The organism is Sinosporangium siamense (assembly GCF_016863435.1).
In the GTDB taxonomy this organism is placed as follows: domain Bacteria; phylum Actinomycetota; class Actinomycetes; order Streptosporangiales; family Streptosporangiaceae; genus Sinosporangium; species Sinosporangium siamense.
In genome coordinates, this window is the sequence record NZ_BOOW01000057.1 from 1 (window position 1) to 23,006 (window position 23,006).

The following is a 23,006-nucleotide window of genomic DNA, read 5'->3' on the forward strand; positions in this document are numbered from 1 at the left end:
CCAGGTGCTGGCCATGCAGCAGGAGGCTCACGGGCGTTCGCTCACTCGGGAGCGCGCGGAGTGCGATCGTGTGTTGGACCGGGCGGCGGAACTGGCCGGCCAGGTGGACGACGACTACGCGTGGGGCAACGCGGCCCGGCGCACTCCCCGCTACCTCGATGTGCAGCGTGCCACCTGCTACGGGAGGCTCGGACTGCACAAGGAAGCTGTAACGCTGTGGGCCACGACATTGGCTGAGCAGCCGTCGACGTCGCAGCGCGATGTGGGTGTCTTCAAGGCGCGGTTCACCGTGGCGCTCGCTGCCAGTGGTGAGGCCGAGCGGGCCGTGGAGATGGCGGGCCAGGTCGTGCGGTTGATCGGTGAAACCGGTTCTGCCCGAATGCGCACCGCGTTGGCCGGTGTTCGGACGGCGATGCGTCCATGGGCTCGCACGTCGCATGGGCGTTCGATGAGTGAGATGCTGGCGGCGGTCAAGCCCTGATTGCGGAGGATCTCGCAGATGTCTGTGCCTGCCCCGTTGGCCGATGCCGAGGTGGATGAGCTGCTTGAGGCCCTGCCGGGATGGGAGCGTGACGGGGATGCCATCCGGCGGACGTACACGCACACGTACCACGAGTGCCTGCACCTGGTGATGTATGTCGGTGCCAAGGCGCGGGAGATCGGCCACCACCCCGACATCGATATCCGCTGGCAGCGCGTGACGTTTTCGAGCACCACGCATGACGCGGGCGACAAGATCACGCTGAAGGACTTCGAGTTGGCCCGGCAGATCGACGTGATCGCTGCGGCGCATGGTGCGAAGCCAGCCTAAGGGCAGGAGATCGCTGTGATAAGCCACAGCAGATGTATGCCCTGAAGTGCGCTATTAGCGCACTCTACGTGGACTGGCCGTCTGACCGATCATTGCTCTCAGGATTGCTACCGAGGCCAAGTGCATCGGTGATGCGGAATCGTTATATGCAAGTTTTGGGGTGTGGATCGCCTTTGTGGTTTCACGGAGACGCTTCTAGTTGAAAATTCAACACGCTCTGACCTGTGATCAACGACTTATTTTTTGATAAGTCGATTGTCAGCTACGCGCTGACCTGCGCCTTTGTGTCGATCTTGGCTGGATGATCACGTGATCGCTTGTCCAATTCTGGAGCTTCCAGAGCGCTACGCTTCTGACACAGAAAACCGCCCGTCGCGGAATCTTGGCCGGAATCACGACGGGCGGTTAAAGTTCCCCAGCTCCAAGAGGAGAAGGTTCGTGAAGAGAGTATCGTTCGGAAGCGGCCCGTTGTACTTGGCGGCCTTGATCGCAGTTCTGTCGGCTGTGCTCGTCGAGAGAGGGCACGCAAGCGACATCCCCGTAGTCATCAGTTCTGCTACCACAGTGCTCGCGGTCTTTGTCGGTAGGTCTGCTGAACGTCCGCAGCAGTCAGACGGCAAGTAGTTCATTCGCTGTACAGCAGGAAAGTACAGCAACGCACCCACACATAGACCTACTCAGCCATACCCTGCCAACCCTCTGACCAGGGCGGGAGCTTCTTCAGCTGGGTTGTGCCGGTAGTTCGCATCGAGGGGGTCTGGGGTTCAAATCCCCATAGCTCCACGAGACATAGGCGGCCCGTGCTTGCAAGCTTTGCTTGCTCGGCACGGGCCGCCTCTCTGTGTCTTCCAAGGGGAAACGCCCTGGAACCCCCGTGTCTGCCAGGGGGAAACCCGCTGGAACCCCCCGGTTTACCAGGGGGCGACCCGCTGGAACCCCCGGCTGCGGTGCTCCGCCCCGCCTTCCCGGGGTGGGGTGTTTCCTCGATCATTCTGGGCTTCGGATGGCCTGATACAGCAGCAGAGTCCAGCTACGGCACTTGTCCCCGAGCTTCTTTCGGACTGCCCTGGTGTCGTTGGGGGAGACCTCGCCGTAGATGTTCATGGTCACGGCATCTGGCTGTGGCGGAGGATCTGTGTGGCGATCCTTGGGCGGGGGTTGAGGGCTACGAGCATTGAGGCGCAGGTCTTTCGGGTCGCGTGTATGGGATCTGGCGGATTTCGGCTCTCTTGGTTGCCTTGGCGAGACATGTACATCCCGACACTGCAGAACACCTCCACGGTCGATATCTGTCGGCGTTCTGCTCGCGCTACCGGGTGGGCGCCGACAACAAGTTCTGGGTGAGAATCGTCGATTAGGTGGTCCACCAGCAGAATGATCGCGACATTGCTTTGGCGCGGCACGCTGGGAAGCGTGCCGCGCCAGGGTGTTTTCTTCATCCGAACAGGACGCGACCGTGGCTTTCCCCAACGAGCGTTATGACCTGCTCAACGAGTACGAACTGCATGACGTCTTCCTCGGTGCCTGGTGCAAGGGCCTGAGTGTCACCGAGGCCGCCGCACGTTTGCGGGTCGATCCTGATTCGGCCGTCGAGTGTGTGTGGGCGGAGATCGGCGACGACCTGGGCGAGCTGGACGCGGAGACCGGAGTGGTGTGGATCGGTGAGCAGGCCCCCGGTTGGACGCAGATCATCCAGTACGTGGGCCTGCACATAGGCATGAACGAGCCGCAGGAGGAGCTCTCCGATGGCGGCGGGCTCCTATAACTGGACGCCGACTGGCTGCGCAGCCGCCACACGCGGTACATCATCCCGGCCGGCGCCTGGGATCTGAAGTAGCGGCTGACCCTGGCCGGTTCGGGGGCGTCGCGACGGTGCAGGTGCGTGCCTGCGGTAGTAGGAGGCCGCGACGGCGGCGGGCCATAGATAGCACCGGCACCTGGACTGCGATGGAGGTGCGAGCAGGTCGCGGGCGCGCGGCCGGTGGTGGACCGGGCGGTCGATGGCACCGAGGTCAGTGTCCAAAAACCTTATTGGCCAAAGCCAAAAATGCACCCTAAGATCCGCTACCGATGTTCAATGCCCCTCCAACCGCCGACCCAAGGACCGCATGTGACGCTGCTCAGCAGGCGAAGGCTTCTCCAGGCGGGTACTGCGATGGTGCCCGCGGTCGTACTCGGTGCGCCGCCCGTGCGGGCGAGCAGCGCCCCGGCGGTGGCGGTGTCCGGGGTCGTTCCTGCCACGCTCGCCAGGTTCGACCAGGTCCTGAAGACCTACATCATCGAGCGAGACATCTCCTGTGCCCAGCTCGCCATCGTCAAGAACGGCAAGCTCGTCCTGGCGCGCGGTTACCGGTATTCCAGCGACGGCCGGGCCGTACCCGCGGTGTCGCCCACCTCGCTTTTCCGGATCGCGAGCCTGAGTAAGCACATCACCGCCGCCGCCATCATGCGCCTGGTCCAGGACGGCAAGCTCAGCCTGGGCGCCTCAGTGGCCGGTCTGCTCGGCCTGTCCACCGCGGCGGATCCCCGGCTGGCCAGTGTGACGGTGCTGCGGCTGCTGCAGCACACCGGCGGCTGGGACAGCGCCATCTCGAAGGACTATCTGTATCTGGACCACGTGATCGCCGACACGCTCGGCATACCGCTGCCGATCACCCAGGGTGACATCGTCAAGTATGCAAGCAGTCGGCCGCTCGACTTCGCCCCCGGCAGCCGCTACGCGTACAGCAACTACGGCTATATGCTGCTCGGCCGGATCGTCGAGAAGGTCTCCGGGCAGAGTTACGAGTCCTACGTCAAGCAGAAGTTGTTGGCGCCCGTCGGCATCACCCGATTGAGGCTCGGCCGTACGCTCCGCGCTGAAGCGTTTCCCGGCGAGGTGTTCTACGAGTCGCGTTTCACCAGTAAGACCGTCACGGGTCCTACGGGCGCCGTGGTGCCCACTCCGTACGGCGGTTTCAGTATGGCCAACCGTGGTCCCGGCGGTGGCTGGCTGGCCTCCGCGGTGGATTTGGTCAGGTTCGCGGGGATCTTTGACGCGGCGGGTCCGGTGCTCAATGCGGCTTCCATCGGCAAGATGTTCGCCAAGCCGGAGATCGGCGTCACCTCAAGCGGTTCCTGGTACGGCGCGGGCTGGTGGGTGCGTCAGGTGACCGGGCACCTCAACACTTGGCACGATGGCTCGCTGCCCGGCACGTACACCTATCTGGCTCGGTTGCAGAACGGCTTCACCTATGCCGCGCTGTTCAACCGCCGGGAGGAGAGCGGAAGCCTCGACTTCGACGTGCTGAGTCCACGGATCAACGCCGAGATCGGCAAGGTCACCACCTGGCCCACCACCGACCTCAGCTCCCGTTACTTCTGAGCACCTGTCATGTCCCCGCCGGGCCGGCGGGGACATGACAGGGGCGTACGCCGCGGGGTCAGCTCCAGTGGTCCTATTCGGAAGTCTCAGCCAATGTCGGGCGGACCCATGGTCGGCCGCGGGCCCGTGCCGGCGCAGCAGCAGGCCACGGCCTTACCGTGGCAGCAGCGATCCAGGAAACGTGGTCTCTTTCGCGCCTGGGCTCAGCGTGCGTCGATTCGGACCAGGGCATCGTGGATCTCGTTGCGGAACTCCTCATCCTCATGAATAGCCCGCCATCCCGAGCCGTAGCTGAGGCGTCGATCGGTGGCCAATGCCTGCTGCAGGAGGGGAACGACGGGTATGGCGGCGGGACCGATCTTCCCGAGGCAATGCACGGCGGCCTGCATTACGGGCAGCATCTGGCCCTCGCCCAACGGCAGAATGATCCTTTGCAGAATGGGCACGATTTTGTCTGGCTCACCACTGATCGCCCACACGGCGTGTGCGGCCTGGGCCTGGGTCCAGGCGTCCTCACTGTCCAGTAGTTCTCGCACCTGAGGTAGGAGCGGCCTGGCCTCGGCCCCGAGATCGGCCACGCGCTGCACAGCGGAACCCAGGCCACCGGTTCGCAAGTCCATGCGTAAGACGCTCAGCGCGGCCGTGGGATCGCCGCAGACCTTCCAGAGGGCCCACGCCGCCGTCCTGCGAACTCTGGGATTCACCTCAGCATCAAGAGCCAGCTGCCGCAGTCGCGAATCAGCGGCGTTGGCCGCCGACCCGATGGCGGCCAACGCTTCTGCCGCCCACTCGGCGGTGTCGCTGTGAAGTAGCGCGATGAGCTCGGGAACGGCTTCAGATGCCGCCGGCCCCCACGCTGTGATCGTCTGGCAGAGCGCCCGCCGTTCGTTCGGCAACGTTGCTGCACGCAGTTGAGTGCGGACTGCGGGCAGGAGATCCGCGGCGTACTGTGGAACGCGCCCGAGCACCTCGTGAATCCCTGGAAGCACCACCCAGTAGAAGTCCGCGCTGTAATGGCCGGAGTTGTAGCCGAAAGCTGTTACGGCGTGGGTGATGTGCTCGACGAGCGGAGCGACGCAACGCGCATCGCCCAACCTGGCCAGCCCCCACACGGCGATGTCGCCCACGGTTCCGGACAACCGCTGAGAGAACGGAGTCTGGTCGGTCGCCGCCGATGCCAGCAGATCGGCATGAGCGGTGTTTCCCGCGACGGCTACCAGATGCACCGCCACACGTCGGACGTCGATATCAGGGTCGCTCATCCGCTTGGCGAGCGCCGGCAGTAACCGGGGCTGAGGGGAGCGCCGATGCATTAGGAGCCGGGCCGACGAGTTGGCGGCGCCGACACGCCGATCGGCACGGGGGGCGTCCAGCAGGCGCAGGCAGAGTTCGGTCTGGGAGTCGGCGTCGTCTTTTAACGTGTCGTATACCCAGCGCACTGTGCTGCCCCGTGCCGGGCCCACCCACAAATGCGCCTCACGTAGCCCTGCGAGCTCTTCCTCAAGCAGCAACTGGACGGCTGCATCCAGCTGATCGCGGAGAAGAGATGACGGCGAGCAGACCAGCGCGGCCAGCCGTACCTCTGCGAGCGGGTGTTCCTCTGCCCCGGCAAGCCAGTCTCGCACTAGCCGCACGTCCTCATCTGTACCGTCAGCAGCGAGCATCTTCGCCGCGACCATCATGCTCACCAGGACGGCGGTGTCTTCTTCTCGGCCCCAGCGGTCACGCAGACACTGGATGAGGAGATGGCCGGCTTCTTGCCCGGCGGACAGCGGATAGGTCGCCATCCGCCGCAGCCCCGGGTCCGGATCATCCAACAGCTCTGTAAGTGCAGGCAGCGTGCCGCGCCACGCCGATCCCCATCCATCGGCCACCAGTTCCTTGCGACACCTGCGGGCGGTCCTGGCAAGATCGCCCAGCAGCTCGACCAGCTCTGTGCGATGGCATGCTGCTGGGGTGCACGCCAGCTCGACGAGGTACGGCAAAGCCGCGACAGCTGCGGAGCAAATCCACCCGCCCTGGTGGTGAAGGTGATTCGAGAGTTTGAATACAGCGTCATCCGCTCGCTGCGGATCCAGTATGTCCCGCAACAACGTGGGTACGTCCGCTCCGCTCCCGTAGTTGTGCTTCAGGGATTCCCAAGCGATCTCGTTCAACCCTTTCAGCATGCAGCGAACCTATCTCGCACCGCCGGGCCGTCCTCAACCGAGCATTTGACCTGGTTCATCAGCAGCGGACTTAGCTTCTATCTGTGCATCGCTGTGAACAGCTCGTGCGGGATACCCCATAGGCGGGCGGCGGTCAGGTCGTGCACCCCGCCCGGCAGCGCCACCGTCTCCTCCACGTAGCGCCACGCGGTCGCCGCCGACACCCCGAAAACGGCTCCGAGCCCGGCGAACGTCTTTCCCTTGCGCAGGTGGACCAGCACGAGGAGCATCTGCGTGGTGACGGTGTTCTCGCCGTTGTGCCTCTTCGGGGTGTCGAGGAACAGCCCAAGCGTCGACTGCTGGTGTGGGCGGGCTTACCCGAAAAGGGTGGTCATATCTCATCGTTGGTGCGTCGTAGCAGGCCCTCCTGCTCGGCGACGGGATTCCACAAGGCGACGAAGTCGGACTTCGCCGAGGTGGCTTGGGCGGAGGCGGCGTTACCTGCGTCGTAGTTGGGATCGCCTACGGTCTTGCCTGAGCAGGCGCGAGATCGATATCGCTTTGCCCACTTCAAATATGCCTTGTCTGCCCGGTATGAGGCGGACAGTGCTTGGACCAGGCTGTCCTTGAGTTCCGCGCCATCGGCCAGTGCGCTCACGTTGAGGCCTTCGGCCTCGTCCGCCTGTCGGCCGCGCTGCCTGGTGACGTGCTCGATGTTCACGATGGCCTCGCCCATGTTGGAACAGCGCAACATCTCGCTTAGGGCGCTGCGGAGCGCTCCCCGGCTGGGTTTGCTCTGCTCCAGGATGTCGTTGATCGCCAGCGCCTGCTCACGAGCGGTTGAGGTCGTTGTCGTCGCCGATGGTTCCGCTTCGGTGGAGGGCCGGGGTGTGTCATCGACGATTTCGAATGTCTGCTCTCGGCTGTCGGACATCGGGGTGATTCCCTCGCGGCTGCCGAGGTAGACGGTCACCGTGATGAGTGCCAGGACAGCCGCCCCCGATGCGATCATAGGGGCTCTGAGTTTGCGGAGTAGGGGACGAGGCGGCTCGGTTTCGGCCGGTGCGAGCAGTGAATCGAGACTTAGTGTCGGCGGCACGAAAGTTTCGGAGTCGCGGATCCACCACGTCCAGTACGGCGGAGCCTCCGGCCAATCGTCCTCCGGCCCCGCCCAGGCAGGTGAGGGAATCCATCCGTCAGGAGGAGTCGGCCAGCCCTGTGGAGCGTTGAACCGCCACTCGGGGCCGGGACGCGGGGGAATGTTCAAAGGTTCCACTTCAGATCATCGAGACGGGTGGGGGAGCGTAATGCACGCTCTCCGCTGATGTAGCCAGGCATGTCAGCGGCTGTGCGATCGACAACGAGTGCCACTCTATGCATAATTCGGCTTGTTGATCTATCTGTTCGGAGCGACTTTTCATGCGCATTCCCCCTCGTCCTGGCCCTGAGTGGCGGTTCAACTTGCCACCTGGATGGCCTGATGCTCCGGCCGATTGGGAACCCAACGAAGGTTGGGGAGGCCCTGAGGGTGACTGGCCTGCGGCTCCGCCGTACTGGAATTGGTGGGTCGTTTTAGAAGGTGTCGCCCCGGGGAGCGAGACCCTCCCGAGCGGGCGACAAAAGCTGGTGGCGTCGCTGATGAAGAACCGGAACCTGCTTCTTGCCGGGGCTGTGACTGTGGTGGTGGCCTTCGCTGCAGGAGGGTTTGCGGTTCAGTCCCTCGGAGGTGCGGACCGTGATTCGACTGCCGTGACGGACGAGCAGTCAAGCGACGGCGAGGATACCGGTGGTGCTAATGGTGCAGATTTGGCTTATCAGACTGAATGGTCAGAAATGAGCACTCGACAGACGTTTGTCCGTTCGCCAGAATGTTCGGCGATCAACTTTAGCCAAGCCGCCTGTCTGTCCAATCCAGGGCGATCGGTATCTGAACCGTATATGACCGTTCGGCAAGGTCATGTATGCGCGGCAGACTTTAACGAGGCTACTCAACTGGCGTCGGCGAACCGCGCTCGTCTCACGGGTAAAATCCTCAGCTTGGAATGCTCGCACTGATCATCTTTGCCTCAGGTGTGATCTTGTCTTCAGGCGGCAGGATGCCTGTGGTGGCGGGGAGTTATGAACTGCGGGCAATGTCATTCCCGTGTCGGCCTGGTGATCTTTCCGGACGTCTTCCAATCGCGATAGGTGGTAGCGAACTCGGACTCGTAGGTGCCGCCGCCCCCTACGGGGACCTTCCATACCAGATTGAATTTCTTCGGTCGGTTCTCAGTATCGATGGCGAGGGTGTAGGAGACGAAGGAGTTGTTCGTCTCACTGTCTATATCAACACCGAGCCACGAGCTGAGCAGTGTCCGTAATCGGCCGCTTGTCTCGCCTGCGGGGAGGACTCCAGAATACGTTCGGCCTTTTCTGTGCATTCGCTCGGTATTTAAGACCAACTCTTGGATGACGGACGGCCCTGCGGTGCCGGCAACCATAAGGGCATACCAACTCGCCTCCCCTGAGGCCTGCTCCACCAGAGCCACGGAAGACGCTCCTGGTGAATCCAGATACAAGTCTCCATTACCGGTGATCACGTAGCCCTCGGCGGGGTATTCGTCAGAGTCGACCCTCATCTTGAAATCGTCGGAGTGCCGTGAACCGCGGTTCATGAGCCGACCAATCGCTTTCGCTGCGACGTTGCTCTGAGTGAAGCCGCCTTCGAATGAGAATGCGGCTGCGGGCGTCACTCTTAGTGCCAGGTCGAGGGCAGCGGCAAGTTCGACTGGGGTGCGGGGTGCGGGAAGTCGTGCGGTGGAGTGGGTTGGCGCGGTCGGTGAGGTCTCTGCTTCAGTGGACGGTGTCCGATTTGCGGGGGAGGCGGTGGCCACTCCTGGCGACTGATGTTGCCGGCTGGGCGAGTCCTGCAGATTGGCAAGAAACATCGGACCGGCGACCCCGATGGCCGCCAGCGACGCGGCGGCAGGTAAGAGAAGTCGGCGTAAACGACGCTTGCTCGGTTGCGGCAACTCCGTCGGCCAGACTGCCGTGGGTTCAACGCGGAAGGCCCAGGTGCGATCCAATCGGGTTGTGATATCGGCTGTGGGATCCCACTCTGTGGTTCTGCTTTCTCCGTGCTGCTCTCGCCATGCGTCGGCCACGGCTTTGAAAATCTCAGCAAGGGCAGGCCTCGCTTCAGGCGACTTCGCCAGAGCTCTGTCAACGGTCGGTCGGAGCCTTTCGGGCAGCATCCCGGTGTCAACCACGTCGTTTATGACCTTGAGGGCGAGAACCTCAGGTCGACCCGCTCCATAAGGTTGCACCCCCGTAGCGGCGTACACGACAACCAGTGCCCAGCCGTACACATCTGCCGCCGGCCCGGTTGGCCCACCGACATACTCTTCCGGGCTTACCCACCCAGGAGAGCCGATCATCGAGCCGGATCCCGTGAGAGATGTCGCATCGAGTGAGCGGGCGATCCCGAAGTCGACCAGTCGCGGGCCTGCGTGTGACAGCATCACGTTGGAGGGCTTGAGGTCGCGGTGCACCACCTCCGCCTTGTGGACGGCGACCAGTGCCTCCGCGAGTCCAGCGGCGAGTCCAAACAACTCGTCGCCGCTGAGAGGTCCCCGGGCTCTGACATATTCATCCAGGCTTCGCCCGGTGATGTATTCCGTCGCGAGCCATGGCTGGTCGGCTTCCGCGTCCGCTGCGAGGATCCTGACGCAACAAATTCCCTGAACTCGGCGCAGCATCGCGATTTCGCGCCGGAACCGAGCTCTGAACTCCGGATCTGCTGTGTGCATGTCATGAATTAGCTTGACTGCGGCTCGTTGTCCAGCGGCGTCGACTCCGGCATACACAATTCCCATGCCTCCGGTGCCAAGCCGTCCGACTATGCGATACGGTCCGACTCTCTCCGGGTCCCGTGGTTGTAGCGGAAGGAAGTCAGGTGGGTTGGGCTCCGATGTCGAAGGGGAGGGCTCAGTCCACCACAACCAGTACGGCGGTGCCGCCGGCCAGTGCGGGTCGGGGCCGGCCCAGTCCACCGGCGGCTCCCATCCTTCCGGGACAGTCCATCCGGGTGGGGGGTTGAAGGACCAATGGGCGGCAGGGCGTGGGGGGATGCTCAAGAGGTCCCACTTCGACGGGAGTTAGGTGGTCGCGGGGAGATTATCCTAAAGGGTGAAACATCAGATGGCGTTACTCTCCCCTGCGGGAGGCATTTGGTGGCGTGTCGGGTTATGACCTTCAGTGCAGCCTCTTGCGGCGAATATCCCTTCTCCTGCCTAGGAGATGGGATTCAATATTTAATTTCCAATTTTACCGCCCTCGCACCCCAATGCGGTGCGATGTCGTAGTTGAAGCGAGGATCTTTCCTTAGCCGCCGTTCCAGGGACGCCAGGAGCCGTTGATGCATGACCAGGGACTGCTGCAGGCGGCGCGTCTGACGTAGACAGCCCATCGAAGAGCCGTTCTTGAGATGGCCTGTTAGAAAGTGCATCCTGGCCGATCACGTAGACCGGGCGGATCTTGTCGTAGGTGGGGCCGACGCCCTCCCGTTTCCGGCCAAGACTGCGGGAACCCGCAGAGGAGCGCAGCGGTTGGCGCGTTACTCCGATCCGCGCATCTGCTGCGCCACCAGTTCGGCGAACTCGACGACAGGTGGTTCGAGGTCGGCCCACGACCGTGCGGCCCAGCCTGCGGTCGGGCCGGGGAGCTCCGGGATCGGCACCAGCCGGAGGCCGGGGTGGACCGATGGAGCCCAATCGGGAACGGTCGCCACGACGGCGCGGCTCACGCCCAGTTCGGCGAGTAGCAGGGCGGTGTCCCAGTCCGAGACGGCCTGGGATGGGAACACGCCCTCGCCGAGGGCCGCGTCGAGGCGGCCCCGGGAGCTTGACGATACCGGCAGCACGATGTTGGGGATGTCGGCGAGTTCGGGCGGGCTCAGGCTCGTCCGTGCCGCCATCGGGTCGTCGCGATTGACTGCCAGCGACCACTGCAATTCGATCAGCGGGCGCAGCTCGACGTCGGGGATCGGGCCGCTGATGGAGATCAGGGCGATGTCGGCGCGGTTCGCGGCCAGGTCGGTGAGGCATGCCCGACTGGTCGGCTGCGTGCGCAGGGTCAGCTGCACGCCGGGGTGGCGGCTGCGCAGCTCCAGGATCGCCTTGGGCATGAAGTGCCGGACGGTGGCGGCTCCCGAGCTGACCCGCACCTCGCCTGCTCCGCCGGCGGCCAGTGCGCGCAACTGTTGGGCCGCTGCGTCGATCCGGCCCACTCCGGCGACTGCCGCGTCACGCAGCAACCGCCCGGCCGATGTGGGCAGTACGCCGCGGGGACGCCGCTCGAGAAGGCTCAGGCCGAACTCCCGCTCCAGGCGGCGCACGTGCTGGCTCACCGCCGACTGGCTGCACGACAGGGCCCGCGCCACCGCGGTGAAGCTGCCCCGCTCGCAGACCTCAACGAACACCCGCAAGTCATCCAGCGTCATAGGGAGAAGCTAACACTTATGGGTCAGCAACAAAAACCGAGAATTGACTTATCCCTAATGGCAGATGACGATTTCAACACCGCCGCGGCGCATCTTCTTCGCGGCTGACTCTCCGCCTCCGCTCAGCCGTGGACCGGAGTGATCGTTTTCTGGGCAATGGCGATGGAAGGAGACCGCCGTGTCCGAACCCCCCACCAGCATCGAAAACCCCTCTCAATTCCACCGCGTGATGACCTGGCGGGACGCGTTCTCGCTGGCGATCGCGCTGCCCGCCAGCGCGTTCGCGCTGGTCGGATATTGGACCGGCGCGCTCGGCGCGTGGGCGGCCGTCGCGCTGCTCGCCGTGTCGGGGCTGCTCGCGATCGGGCAGAACTTCGTGTACGCCGAGATGGCGGCGATGTTCCCGGACAAGCCCGGCGGCATCGCGTTGTACGCCTCGGCCGCCTGGAGTGGTCGCAGCCGCCCACTCGGCGCACTCGCCTCGGCGGGTTACTGGATCGGATGGTCGTTCGGTCTGGCCGGGAACGCGCTCGTGATCGGTGAACTGATCAAGGCGCAGTGGCTGCCGGACACCGGGACATTGCAGGTCGGTCCGCTGCACCTGGGCAGTGCACACGCCGTGGCGGTGGCCGCGCTGGTGCTGGTGTGGCTGCTCAACACGGCAGGGATCCGGCCCGCGGTTCGGCTGAGCACGATCGTCAACACCCTGGTGCTGGTGGTGCTCGCCGCGGCCGGCGTTACGGCGCTCCTCACCGGGGGTCTGCACCTGGACCGGCTGACCTGGGGCCTCGGTGGCGACGGCCAGTCGGCGTTCGTGGTCGCGTGCGTGTGGTTGTTCCTCATGGGCTGGACCGTCTACGGCACCGAGGTCGCCGCCACGTTCACCCCGGAGTACCGCAACCCGCGTTCGGACGCTCCCCGGGCGCTCGTCTGGTCGGGCGTCGCCGCGCTGGCCGTGTTCGTGCTGATGCCGGTGCTCGCCGCGGGCACGACGGGCGAGGCGGGCATCACGGCGGAGCCTCTCGGGTTCACCGTCGTGATGTTCGAGAACCTGTTCGGCGGTGCCGGCTGGCTCGCTGTGGTCGTGCTGTGCCTGGCCATGCTCAACCTCATGTCGGTGGCGACCGCCGACAGCGGGCGGGCTCTGCACGGCATGGCGGTCGAGGGACTGACCGTCCGCGGTCTCGGCGTCTTCAACTCCGCGGGTATGCCCGCCCGCGCCATGACCGTGGGGCTGCTGGTCAACGTCGGCCTGGTCGTGTTCATCGGCAACCTGCTGGGCGTCGTGTTCGCCTCCAACGTCGGCTACATGATCTCCGTCGTCATCGCGCTCAGCGGTTATGTGCTGCTGCGGCGGGCGGACACGACTCCTGACCGGGCCTTCCGGCTGCACCGGTGCTGGGTGCCGATCGCCGCCGCGCTCGCCGGGATCAACCTGCTGCTGCTGGCGGTCGCCGTACTCAATCCGGAGCTGACCGGCTACGGCAGCTGGCGCGACGAACTGATCGGGTTCGGCGTGCTGGCCCTGGCCATGACCCTCTACGCCGTTCGCCGTCTCGGCGATCGGACCCCGACTTACGAGAACCCGAGGTGATGAGCATGTGGCAACCGTCCGTCGCACCAGGCGACGTCGAGCGGATCGCCTGTGTGGGAGCCGGCGTCATCGGCGGCGGCTGGGTGGCACACTTCCTGGCCCGTGGCCGCCGGGTCACCGCATGGGACCCCGCGCCAGGCGCCGAGGACCGGCTGCGCACGCTGGTCGACGCCGCGTGGCCCGCGCTGGAGTCGCTCGGGCTCGCCGACGGCGCCACGCGCGACCGTCTCACGGTCGTCGGCACCCTCGAAGAGGCCGTCGCCGACGCCGAGTTCGTGCAGGAGAGCGCGCCGGAAGATCTCGGACTGAAGTCCGACCTGCTCGCCCGCATCGACGCCGCGGCGCCCGTCGGCGTCGTGATCGGCTCGTCGACGTCCGGCTACCGGATGACCGACATGCAGGCCGCCGCCGCGCACCCGGAACGCCTCGTCGTCGGCCACCCGTTCAACCCGCCATATCTGGTGCCGCTGGTAGAGGTCGTCGGAGGGGAACGCACGGACCCGGCCGCGGTCGCCTGGGCCGAGGAGTTCTACACGCTGGCCGGCAAGACCGTGATCGTGATGGATCGCGAGGTGCCCGGGTTCATCGCGAACCGCCTGCAAGAGGCGCTGTGGCGGGAGGCCCTGCACATGCTCGACACGGGCGAGGCCACCGTCGCCCAGATCGAGACCGCCGTGACCGCGGGGCCCGGGTTGCGCTGGCCGTTCCACGGCCCGTGCACCACCTTCCACCTGGCCGGTGGCGAAGGGGGCATGGCGCACGCGCTCGACCATTTCGGCCCTGCGCTGGAATACCCGTGGACCCGGCTGGTGAGCCCGGCGCTGACCGGCGACCTGCGGGAGGCGCTGGTGACGGGGGCGGCTCAGGTTACCGGCGGCCGGTCCACCGCGGACCTGATCGCTGAGCGGGACCGGCGGCTGATCGCGGTCCTGCGGGCAATGCGTGAGGTGCGGGCATGACCGGCGTCCTGAGTGACGCGTCCGAGGTTCCGCCGCTGCACCGGTCCGACGTGTCCGAGGTTCCGCCGCTGTACCGGTCCCTCGAAGACGAGTGGATCGACGCCAACGGGCACCTCAGCGAGGCGTACTACGTGCTGGTTTTCGGAGAGGCCACCGAGCACGCGATGGCGCATGTGGGGATGGCGCCGGACTACCGCACGGAGACAGGGTGCTCGCTGTTCACGGTGGAGGCCCACCTGCGTTATCTCGACCAGGTGCTGCCGGGTGAGCGGCTCGAGGTGCGCACGACGGTGATCGGGGTGGACGCGAAGCGGCTGCTGCTGTGGCACGAGATGGCGGCAGGCGGCCGGTTGCGGGCCACGGCGGAGGTGCTCGGCGTCCACGTCGACATCCCGGGCGGCACCTCCTGTCCCTTCCCGGACGGGGTGCGCGCCGCCGCCGAGGCGCGGCTTCGGCCGGTGCCGCAGGCCGCGGGCCGGGTGTGGCGGCGATGAGGCTGCTCACCGCGAGCGACGTATACGCCCTGCTCGACCCGGACGCGGCGATCGCGACCCAGCGGGCCGCGTTCACGGCTCTGGCCACAGGCGACGCCTGGCAACCGGACAAGATCGGCGGCGGTCCGGACGGCGCGCGCTCCACGGTCTTCTGCTACGCCGCCCGCCTTGATGCGGCGACCGGGCCGGTGTCGAAGTTCGGCAGCGTCAACCCCGGCAATTCCGCGCTGGGCCTGCCCTCGATCCACGCCGTGCTGGTGGCGCTGCACCCCGAGACCGGTGCGCCCGTCGCGGTGCTCGACGGCGGCGCCGTCACCACGCTGCGGACGTCGGCGGCGAGCGCGGTGGCGGTCGCGGAGCTGGCCCGGCCGGGTGCGACCCGGCTGGCGGTGCTCGGTACGGGCATCCAGGGACGCGCCCACGTTCGCGCGATCTCCAGGGTGCTCCCACTGCGGGATGTGACCATGTGGTCCCCGGTTCCCGAGGAACGCGAGCAGGCCGCCCGCGAGCTGGCCGCAGACGGGTATCCCGTCCGGGCCGTCGCCGACGTGGCCGGGGCGGTGGCCGAGGCCGACGTCGTGGTCTGCGCGACGCTCGCCACCGAGCCGATCCTCCCGCCCGAGCTGCTGCGCCCCGGCGCCACCGTGGTGAGCATCGGCTCCTTCGAGGAGCACCGCCGCGAGATAGGCACGGACCTGCTGGCGGCGAGCGCCGCGGTCGTCGTCGACCACGTGTCGACCGCCCGCGCCCACGCCGGGCCGGTGGTCGCCGCCCGGCGGCCGATGGAGCTGCTCGCGCTCGGCGACGTGCTGACCGGACGCGCGACCGCGCGCCGGCACCCGGACGACCTGGTGACCTACCTGAGCGTCGGCCTCGGCGTGCAGGACGCCGCCGCCGCGTGGCATGTGGTCGAGCGTGCTGAGGTGCTGTGTGCCGGGTGGGAGGTCGCCTGGTGACGCGGGCACGCCGACCATGAACCGCCGCCGCGTGGCACGTCGTCGAACGCGCCGAGGCGCTGTGTGCCGGGCGGGAGATCGCCTGGTGACGCGGGCGAACCGACCACGACGAGAGCCGAGAGGGGAGAACCCGATGGACGAACTGCATCACATGTCGGCAACCGACGCGCTGCGCGCCTTCCGCGCCCGGCGGCTGTCGCCGGTTGAGCTGACCGAGGCGGTGATCGCCCGCGCCGAACGGACCGAGCCGGTCGTCAACGCGTTGTGCCACCGCTTCTTCGACGAGGCACTGCGGCAGGCCAAGCTGGCCGAACGCCGCTATGCGGGCCAGGGTGGGCCGCTGTGGCCGCTGGAGGGGTTGCCCACCGTCGTCAAGGAGGACGAACCGGTCGAGGGCCAACCCTGGACTCAGGGATCGCTGCAGTATCGCGACGCCGTCGCCGGGCACACCTCGCTTTTCGTCCGGCGCCTCCTCGACGCCGGCGTGATCGTACACGCCCGGAGTACGGCCTCGGAGTTCGCCTCCGCCGCGTTCACGCACTCGGCGCTCTGGGGCGTCACCCGCAATCCGTGGAACCCCGAGTTCTCTCCCGGCGGTTCTTCCGGTGGCTCGGGCGCGGCGCTCGCCGCCGGGTCGACGGTGCTGGCGACGGGATCGGACACCGCGGGCTCGATCCGGGTGCCCGCCTCGTTCAGCGGTGTGGTCGGGTTCAAGCCGCCTCACGGCCGCGTGCCGGTGGATCCGCCCTACCACCTCGACACCTACGTTCACTCCGGTGTGCTGGCCCGCACTGTCGCCGACGTCGCGCTGACGCAGAACGTCGTGGCCGGGCCCCACCCTGGCGACGTCGGCTCGCTACGGCCCCGTCACGTGCTGCCGGACCCCGCCGAACTCGGCCGCGACCTGCGCGGGATGCGGATCGCGCTGTCGGAGGATCTCGGTGACTGGGCGGTCGACCCGGCGGTCCGCCGCAACACCCGGGAGTACGGCGAGCGGCTGCGAGCGGCAGGAGCCCATGTCGAGGAGGTCGGCCTCCGGGTGCCGCGGGCGCAGGTGATGCGCGCGGCGGCCATCCACTTCCATCACGGGTTCGGCGCCGCCGTCGCGGCCGAGGGACGAGAGCCCGGCGCCCGTCTCACCCCATATGCGCAGGCGTTCGCGCGATGGGCGGCCGAGGGCGCCGCCGACGCCGGCGTGCTCGACGGATTGGCGATCGAGGCCGACCTCTACCGGCCCGTCGGCGAGTTGTTCGAGCGGTTCGACGCGCTCGTCTGCCCGACCGCCGCAACTAATGGGCTGGTGGCGGGCGAGGACTACGTCGACCACGGCCCGGAGGTCGACGGCGAGCGGCTCGGGCACTACCTGGAGTCGCTGCTCGCGCTCCCGTTCAACATCATGAACCGCTGCCCCGTGCTGGCCGTACCGTCCGGCTTCGCCGGCAACGGGGTGCCCACCGGGGTGCAGATCGTCGGGCGGCCGTTCGACGACACCACGCCGTTCCGGCTCGGGATGGCGGTCGAGCAGCGGACGCACTGGCCTGAGGTCGGGGCATGAGCGCGCGAGACGCCGACGTGGCGGTCGTCGGCGCCGGCGTGGTCGGTGCCTTCGCCGCCTACTACCTCGCCCGCGCGGGCGTGCGGGTGCTCGTGCTCGATCCGGAGCCGGCCGGGGGTGCCTCCGCCGGGAACGCCGGCCTGCTGGTCCCCAGTTACAGCCACCCGATGGCACACCCGCAAATGCTGGTCGAGGGGGTGCGGGCGCTGCTTGGCGGGAGCGGGGACATCGCCCTGAGGCGGCCGGTGCGACCCGCGACGCTGGCCTGGCTCGGCCGGTTCGCGTTCGCCGCGCGCCCCGGCCGGGCGTGGCGCGCGGCGCCGCGGCTGGCCGCGTTGGCCGACCGCAGCCTGCTGCTCTACGCCGAGTTCGCCGCCACCGAGCACCTCGACATCGGGCTGCGCGAGGCCGGGCTGCTCGCGGTGAGCCGCCACCGCCGCACGCTGGACACCCAGCGGCGTGCCGCGGTACGGCTAAGCCACGTTGGCGTCGCCTCCGAGATGCTCGACGCGGCAGCGGTCGCGGCCACCGAGCCGGCCCTCGGCCCGGTGGCCGGCGGCGTACGGTTCCCCGGCGACGCCCTTCTGGACCCTCTGCTCGCGACCCGGGCCGCGCTGACCGCGGCCGAGCGGCACGGTGCCGTCCTGGTGCGGGCGGCAGCGCGGCGTGTGCGGCATGCGAGCGGCCGGATCACGGGCGTCGACACCGACACCGGTCCGGTCGCCACCACCACCGTAATCCTCGCCGCCGGGGCGGCGAGTGCCCTGCTGGCCCGATCGGCGGGCGTCCGGCTGCCGGTGGAACCCGGCTACGGCTGGAGCCTCACGGTGCCGGTGGCGGCGCCGCTTCTGCGCCACGCCGTCCTCGACCTCGACGCGCACGTCGTGATCGCCCAGCGTGACGACCGGCTGCGGCTGACCGGGGGCATGGAGCTCGGCGGGCCGCCCACGCCACCTGCTCCGGAGGCGTTTGCCGGGCTGCGCCGTACGGCATCGGCGCTGTTGCCCGGGGCCTCCCTCGACGGCACGGAGGTCCGGTGGTGCGGGGCCCGCCCGATGACCCCGGACGGTCTGCCGATCGTCCGGGAGGTCCGGCCCGGCCTCGTCGCCGCCACCGGACACGGGCAGCTCGGCATGACACTCGCCCCCGCGACCGGCGAACTGATCGCCACCGACCTCACCGCAAGGAGCCGTGTATGAGCTCGCCACTGCACGGCATCCGTGTCCTCGACTTCGGCCAGTACGTCGCCGGCCCCGCCGTCGCCCTGCTGCTCGCCGACCTGGGCGCCGAAGTGATCCGTATCGACCCGCCCGGCGGCCCGCGCTGGGCCTCTCCAGCGGCAGCCGCGCTCAACGCGGGCAAGAAGAGCATCGTGCTGGACCTGACCGAGCCCGCCGACGTCACGACCGCCCGCCGGCTGGTGGCAGGGGCCGATGTGGTGGTCGAGAACTTCCGGCCCGGCGTCATGGCCGGGTTCGGGCTCGGACCGGAGGACACGCTCGCGCTCAACCCCCGTGTGATCCACCTGTCCCTGCCCGGCTTCGCCGCGGCCGACCCGCGCCGCGAACTGCCGGCCTGGGAGGGGATCGTGCTGGCGGCGACCGGCGGCTTCACGGACATGGGACTGAACCGGATCCTCATGGGCGCCGACCCGTCCTACACACCGCTGCCGCTGGCCTCGGCATACGCCGCGGCGCTCGGCGCGCTCGCGGTCGGCGCCGGGCTGGCCGCCAGGCGGCGCACCGGGCGCGGCGACGCGTTCGAGGTGCCGCTCGCCGAAGCCGTGCTGGAAGGGCTGGCGTTCAACTCGCTGGCCGTCTCCGACCTCCCCCCGCGCTATCTCTCGCTGCGCGAGCACGAGATCGCTCGCCGGCGTGCCGCCGGGGAGCCGATGGACCTCACCTATGAGCGGCTACAGGAGCTTCTCGACCCGTTCTACCGCAGCTACCCCTGCCAGGACGGCAGGCTGTTCTACCACTGCTGCCCCGCCCACCGCACTCACGCGATCCGGTCACTGCAGCTGCTCGGCATCTGGGACACCGTCCTCGCGGAGGGCATCCCGATGGCCGACTCCTATCTGTCCAGCGACAGCTGGCCCGACGGCGCGGACTGCACGCTGCTGGCCTACCCGCTCTCCGCCCACTGGGCGGCCCGGCTGTCGGAGCTGATCGCGGCCGCCTTCCTGCGGCACCCGGCGGAGGAGTGGGAACGGCGCTTCGACGCGGCGGGCATCCCGGGCGCCGCCCACCGCAGCACCCTGGAGTGGATGCGGTCGGAGCACCCGCGCGCGGCCGGGCTCGTCACCACCGTCGACGATCCGGTCCACGGCGAGCTGACCGTTCCCGGACCCGTCGTCTGGACCGAGGGCACCCCGCCGGGCCGCAGGCCCGCCCCCGCGCTCGACGCCGACCGGGCCGCGATCCTCGCCGGCCTGCCACCGGGCCCGCCGACGGGACCGCCGCCGGGCCCGTCGGCCGAGCCCGGCGGGCTTCCGCTGGCCGGCATCCGCATCCTCGACGTCACTAACGTCATCGCAGGGCCGGTGATCGGCGCGACCCTCGCCCGGTTCGGCGCCGAGGTCGTCAAGATCGACCCACCGACGCCGGGCTTCGACCCTTACCACACCGTGGTCATCGGCATGCACTCTCAGCGCGGCAAGCGCAGTGTGCTGGCCGACCTGCGCACTCCGGCCGGTCGTGAGGTGCTCGACCGGTTGCTGCCCACCGTCGACGTCGTCACGTTCAACGGCAGCGAGCGCCAGCTCGGCGACCTCGGCCTGGACCCGCGGCGGCTGCGGGAAATCCGACCTGAGATCGTGCTCGTGCGGGTGGACGCCTACGGCGGGCCGGGTCACGGGCCACGCAGCCACGCGGCGGGTTACGACGACAATGTGCAGGCGTGCACCGGGATCATGACCAGGTTCGGCGGCGGCCCCGGCACCCCGGAGGAGCACGCGCACCTTGGGACGATCGACGCCCTGGCCGGGTTCTGCGGCGCCTTCGCCGTCGTCGCCGCGCTGGCGGGACGCGGCGAACACGCCCCGGTGATGCGCACCTCCCTCGCCGCCGCCGGGCAACTGCTGCAGATCCCGTTCCTCTTCGACGGCGCGGGCCGCGACGACGTTCCGGAACCCGGCGGGCCCGACGTGCTCGGCGAGCACGCGGGATACCGGTGCTACCCGGCAGCGGACGGCTGGTTCTTCCTGGCGGGCCCGGCCGATGCCGTAGCGGCCGCGCTCGGTCTCGACGCGGCCGCGCCGCAGGACCTGCTCGTCACGCGGTTCCGGGAACAACCGGTCGAAGCGTGGGCCGAGCTGCTCGGCCCGCACGGGGTCGCGGTGCACCGGATCGAGCGCATCGCCGAACTGCGCTCCCGGAGGCTGGTACGGCAGAGCACCGGACCCGTCCCGCTGCGCGACTCGGCCGTGTTCGTCCGCCACGACCGGCACCCCAGCGGCCGTGAGGTGGACCTCATCGCCCCACAGGCGGTCCGGCCCCGGCACGCGGCGGTGCGGATGCCGTCCGACGCCCCGCGCTACGGCGCGCACACCCGCGAGGTGCTCGCCGAGCTCGGCTTCACGCCTGCCGAGATCGAGGCGATGGCCGCCGACGGCGCGGTCGCCGACGGCTGGACCACCGACCACACCTACCTGCCCACCTGAAACGGGGTTCGGGGTCCGGCACCAGGACCCCGTCTACCACCGACCATCGCCACCACGGCCCCGTCCACCACCGACCACGCCCACCCGTCCACCTGAAACGGGGTTCGGGGTCCGGCACCAGGACCCCGTCTACCACCGACCATCGCCACCACGACCGCGTCCACCACCGACCGCACCGACCCGCCCACCTGAACCACACCCGATAAGGAAGGAGCGCCCGATGCGCGCGCCGTACGACCCCATCGTCCTCACCGCAGCCGTCACCGGAGGCGACGTCCTGCCCAGCCAGAGCCCCGCCATCCCCTGCGGGCCGGAAGCGATCATCGAGGCGGCCGTGGCGGCCGCGCGGGCCGGCGCCACCGCCGTGCATCTGCATGCCCGGGAGGCCGACGGCCGCCCGACGGGCTCGGCCTCGATGTTCAAGGAGATCGTCGCCGGAGTGCGCGAGCAGTCCGACGTCGTCATCAACATCACCACCGGCGGGTCCGTCGACATGACGCCCGACGAGCGCCTGGAGGGTGTCGTGGCCGTGGTGCCGGACATCGCGACGCTTAACCTGGGCACGATGAACTTCGAGGGCTTCCCGACCCGTTCCCGGTGGCCGCAGGTGCGCCACGACTGGGAGCGGCAGGTGCTGGAGCAGTCCGGGTCGGTGGTCTTCACCAACACGCTCGCCACGATGCGCCGGTTCGCCACGACGTTCCGTGAGCTCGGGGTGACCCCGGAGCTGGAGGTATACGACCTCAGTCATCTGTCGATGGCCCGGTTCCTGATCGACGAGGGCACGCTCACCGGACCGGTCCGCGTCCAGTTCATCCTCGGCGTGCTCGGCGGTGTCGGCGGCAGCCCGCACGACCTGTTCGCGCTGCGTGAGGCGGCCGGCCGCATCCTCGGGCCCGACCTGGCCGCCGTCAGTGTCGCGGGCGTCGGCTACCCGGCGCAGCTGCGGTTCGGTGCGATCGCCGCCGCGTCCGGTATGGACGTCCGGGTGGGGGTCGAGGATAACTTGCGCATCCGGCGCCGCCGCCAGGCCGCCGACTCGGCCGAACTCGTCGCGGCCGCCGTGGCGATCGCCGACCAGCTGGAGCGCCCGATCGCCACCCCGCAACAGCTGCGTGCCGAGCTCGCAGCGGTGCGCCCGTCATGAGCACCTTGCGGATCGCATGCCTGCAGAGCGCGGGCCACGGCCGTGACGTCGAAGCCAACCTGGCCGAGCTGGACTCTGCCGCGGCAGCCGCGGCTGCCGCGGGCGCGGAGATGCTCGTCACACCCGAGATGTTCGTGACCGGCTACGACGTCGGGGACGTCGCCGCGCTCGCCGCCCTGCCGCTGGTCGAGCGGGTCGTCGCCATCGCGGCCGCCCGCGGCATCGCGGTCGTCGCGGGTCTGCCCGCCGTCCTGCCGGGCGGGGGCGTCGGCAACATGGCTGTCGTCGTCGGCGACGGCGGCGAGGTGCTGGCCGGCTACGCCAAGACCCACCTGTTCGGCGAGATCGACCGCCGGTTCCGCGCGGGAGAGGCGCCTGCGGCTGTCTTCGACTACCGCGGCGTGCGGTGTGCCGTCATGATCTGCTTCGATGCGGAGTTTCCTGAGTCCGTGCGGGTGGCGGCACTCGCGGGCGCGCACCTGGTGCTCGTGCCGACCGCCAACATGCATCCCTACGGCGCCGTCAATGAGCACGTGATGTGGACCCGGGCCTGGGAGAACCAGGTCCACCTCGCCTACGTCAACCGGTGCGGTGCCGAAGGTGCGACCGTATATGTCGGCCGCACCCGCGTCATCGGTCCTGACGGCACCGAGCTCGCGGCCGCCGGCACCGGGCCCGACCTCGTGTTCGCCACGATCGACACCGACGCCGTTGACAGTGCCCGGGCCGACTTCGACTACCTGTCCGAGCGCCGGCCGGTGCTCTATGGCACGCTCACCGTCTCCGCCGAGGACGAGGAAGCTCAGGAAACCGACGCCGGCACCGGCGAAACGGGCTGA

17 protein-coding genes and 1 pseudogene are annotated in these 23,006 nt (G+C 68.3%); 13 read left to right on the forward strand and 5 right to left on the reverse strand.

Going from position 1 to position 23,006, the window contains the following annotated elements; translation table 11 throughout:
* From Ssi02_RS36640 to Ssi02_RS36655, 4 genes are all read left to right on the forward strand, one after another.
* Positions 1-481, forward strand: a 481-nt coding sequence (locus Ssi02_RS36640; protein WP_204032833.1) for an NsdA family TPR-like regulatory protein, incomplete at its 5' end; no start/stop codon positions are given.
* 18 nt (positions 482-499) lie between these two features.
* The gene (locus Ssi02_RS36645) at positions 500-811 is read left to right on the forward strand and encodes a 4a-hydroxytetrahydrobiopterin dehydratase (protein WP_204032835.1); all 312 of its coding nucleotides are present in this window, start codon (positions 500-502) and stop codon (positions 809-811) included.
* Between the two features lie 1,456 nt (positions 812-2,267).
* Complete coding sequence (locus tag Ssi02_RS36650; protein ID WP_204032837.1) at positions 2,268-2,576, forward strand: hypothetical protein; 309 nt, start codon at positions 2,268-2,270, stop codon at positions 2,574-2,576.
* A 345-nt stretch (positions 2,577-2,921) separates the two neighbouring features.
* Positions 2,922-4,175, forward strand: a complete 1,254-nt coding sequence (locus Ssi02_RS36655; protein ID WP_239130351.1) for a serine hydrolase domain-containing protein — start codon at positions 2,922-2,924, stop codon at positions 4,173-4,175.
* Positions 4,176-4,378: 203 nt separating this feature from the next.
* On the opposite strand, the gene Ssi02_RS36660 is transcribed toward Ssi02_RS36655, so the two are convergent.
* The 5 genes and pseudogenes from Ssi02_RS36660 to Ssi02_RS36680 all read right to left on the reverse strand — a co-directional run bounded on the left by Ssi02_RS36660 (position 4,379) and on the right by Ssi02_RS36680 (position 11,801).
* On the reverse strand, positions 4,379-6,343 hold the full coding sequence (locus Ssi02_RS36660; RefSeq protein WP_204032841.1) for a hypothetical protein: 1,965 nt from the start codon (positions 6,341-6,343) through the stop codon (positions 4,379-4,381).
* A gap of 161 nt (positions 6,344-6,504) precedes the next feature.
* Positions 6,505-6,615: pseudogene (locus tag Ssi02_RS39155) on the reverse strand (helix-turn-helix domain-containing protein); the annotation flags it as partial.
* Positions 6,616-6,713: 98 nt separating this feature from the next.
* On the reverse strand, positions 6,714-7,334 hold the full coding sequence (locus Ssi02_RS36670) for a hypothetical protein (RefSeq protein ID WP_204032846.1): 621 nt from the start codon (positions 7,332-7,334) through the stop codon (positions 6,714-6,716).
* A 1,123-nt stretch (positions 7,335-8,457) separates the two neighbouring features.
* Positions 8,458-10,353: a serine/threonine-protein kinase gene (locus Ssi02_RS36675; protein WP_275410800.1), complete on the reverse strand. Its 1,896-nt coding sequence runs from the start codon at positions 10,351-10,353 to the stop codon at positions 8,458-8,460.
* Between the two features lie 563 nt (positions 10,354-10,916).
* Positions 10,917-11,801 (reverse strand): LysR family transcriptional regulator, encoded by an 885-nt coding sequence (locus tag Ssi02_RS36680; protein WP_204032851.1) that lies wholly within the window; start codon positions 11,799-11,801, stop codon positions 10,917-10,919.
* Between the two features lie 178 nt (positions 11,802-11,979).
* Between Ssi02_RS36680 and Ssi02_RS36685 the strand changes: the two genes are divergently transcribed.
* From Ssi02_RS36685 to Ssi02_RS36725, 9 genes are all read left to right on the forward strand, one after another.
* Complete coding sequence (locus tag Ssi02_RS36685) at positions 11,980-13,395, forward strand: APC family permease (protein WP_204032853.1); 1,416 nt, start codon at positions 11,980-11,982, stop codon at positions 13,393-13,395.
* 5 nt (positions 13,396-13,400) lie between these two features.
* Positions 13,401-14,354: a 3-hydroxyacyl-CoA dehydrogenase NAD-binding domain-containing protein gene (locus Ssi02_RS36690; protein ID WP_204032855.1), complete on the forward strand. Its 954-nt coding sequence runs from the start codon at positions 13,401-13,403 to the stop codon at positions 14,352-14,354.
* Positions 14,351-14,848 (forward strand): thioesterase family protein, encoded by a 498-nt coding sequence (locus Ssi02_RS36695; protein WP_204032857.1) that lies wholly within the window; start codon positions 14,351-14,353, stop codon positions 14,846-14,848. Before Ssi02_RS36690 ends, Ssi02_RS36695 begins: the two co-directional genes overlap by 4 nt.
* Positions 14,845-15,804: an ornithine cyclodeaminase family protein gene (locus Ssi02_RS36700; protein WP_204032859.1), complete on the forward strand. Its 960-nt coding sequence runs from the start codon at positions 14,845-14,847 to the stop codon at positions 15,802-15,804. Before Ssi02_RS36695 ends, Ssi02_RS36700 begins: the two co-directional genes overlap by 4 nt.
* Before the next feature lie 133 nt (positions 15,805-15,937).
* On the forward strand, positions 15,938-17,359 hold the full coding sequence (locus Ssi02_RS36705; protein ID WP_204032861.1) for an amidase: 1,422 nt from the start codon (positions 15,938-15,940) through the stop codon (positions 17,357-17,359).
* The gene (locus tag Ssi02_RS36710; protein WP_204032863.1) at positions 17,356-18,558 is read left to right on the forward strand and encodes an NAD(P)/FAD-dependent oxidoreductase; all 1,203 of its coding nucleotides are present in this window, start codon (positions 17,356-17,358) and stop codon (positions 18,556-18,558) included. The genes Ssi02_RS36705 and Ssi02_RS36710 overlap by 4 nt, the downstream gene beginning before the upstream one ends.
* Entirely contained in the window at positions 18,555-21,020 is a 2,466-nt protein-coding gene (locus tag Ssi02_RS36715) for a CoA transferase (protein ID WP_204032865.1), read from the forward strand. Before Ssi02_RS36710 ends, Ssi02_RS36715 begins: the two co-directional genes overlap by 4 nt.
* A gap of 220 nt (positions 21,021-21,240) precedes the next feature.
* A complete protein-coding gene (locus tag Ssi02_RS36720) occupies positions 21,241-22,167 on the forward strand; it encodes a beta-keto acid cleavage family enzyme (RefSeq protein WP_204032867.1) in 927 nt (308 codons plus the stop codon).
* The gene (locus Ssi02_RS36725) at positions 22,164-23,006 is read left to right on the forward strand and encodes a carbon-nitrogen hydrolase family protein (protein ID WP_204032869.1); all 843 of its coding nucleotides are present in this window, start codon (positions 22,164-22,166) and stop codon (positions 23,004-23,006) included. Before Ssi02_RS36720 ends, Ssi02_RS36725 begins: the two co-directional genes overlap by 4 nt.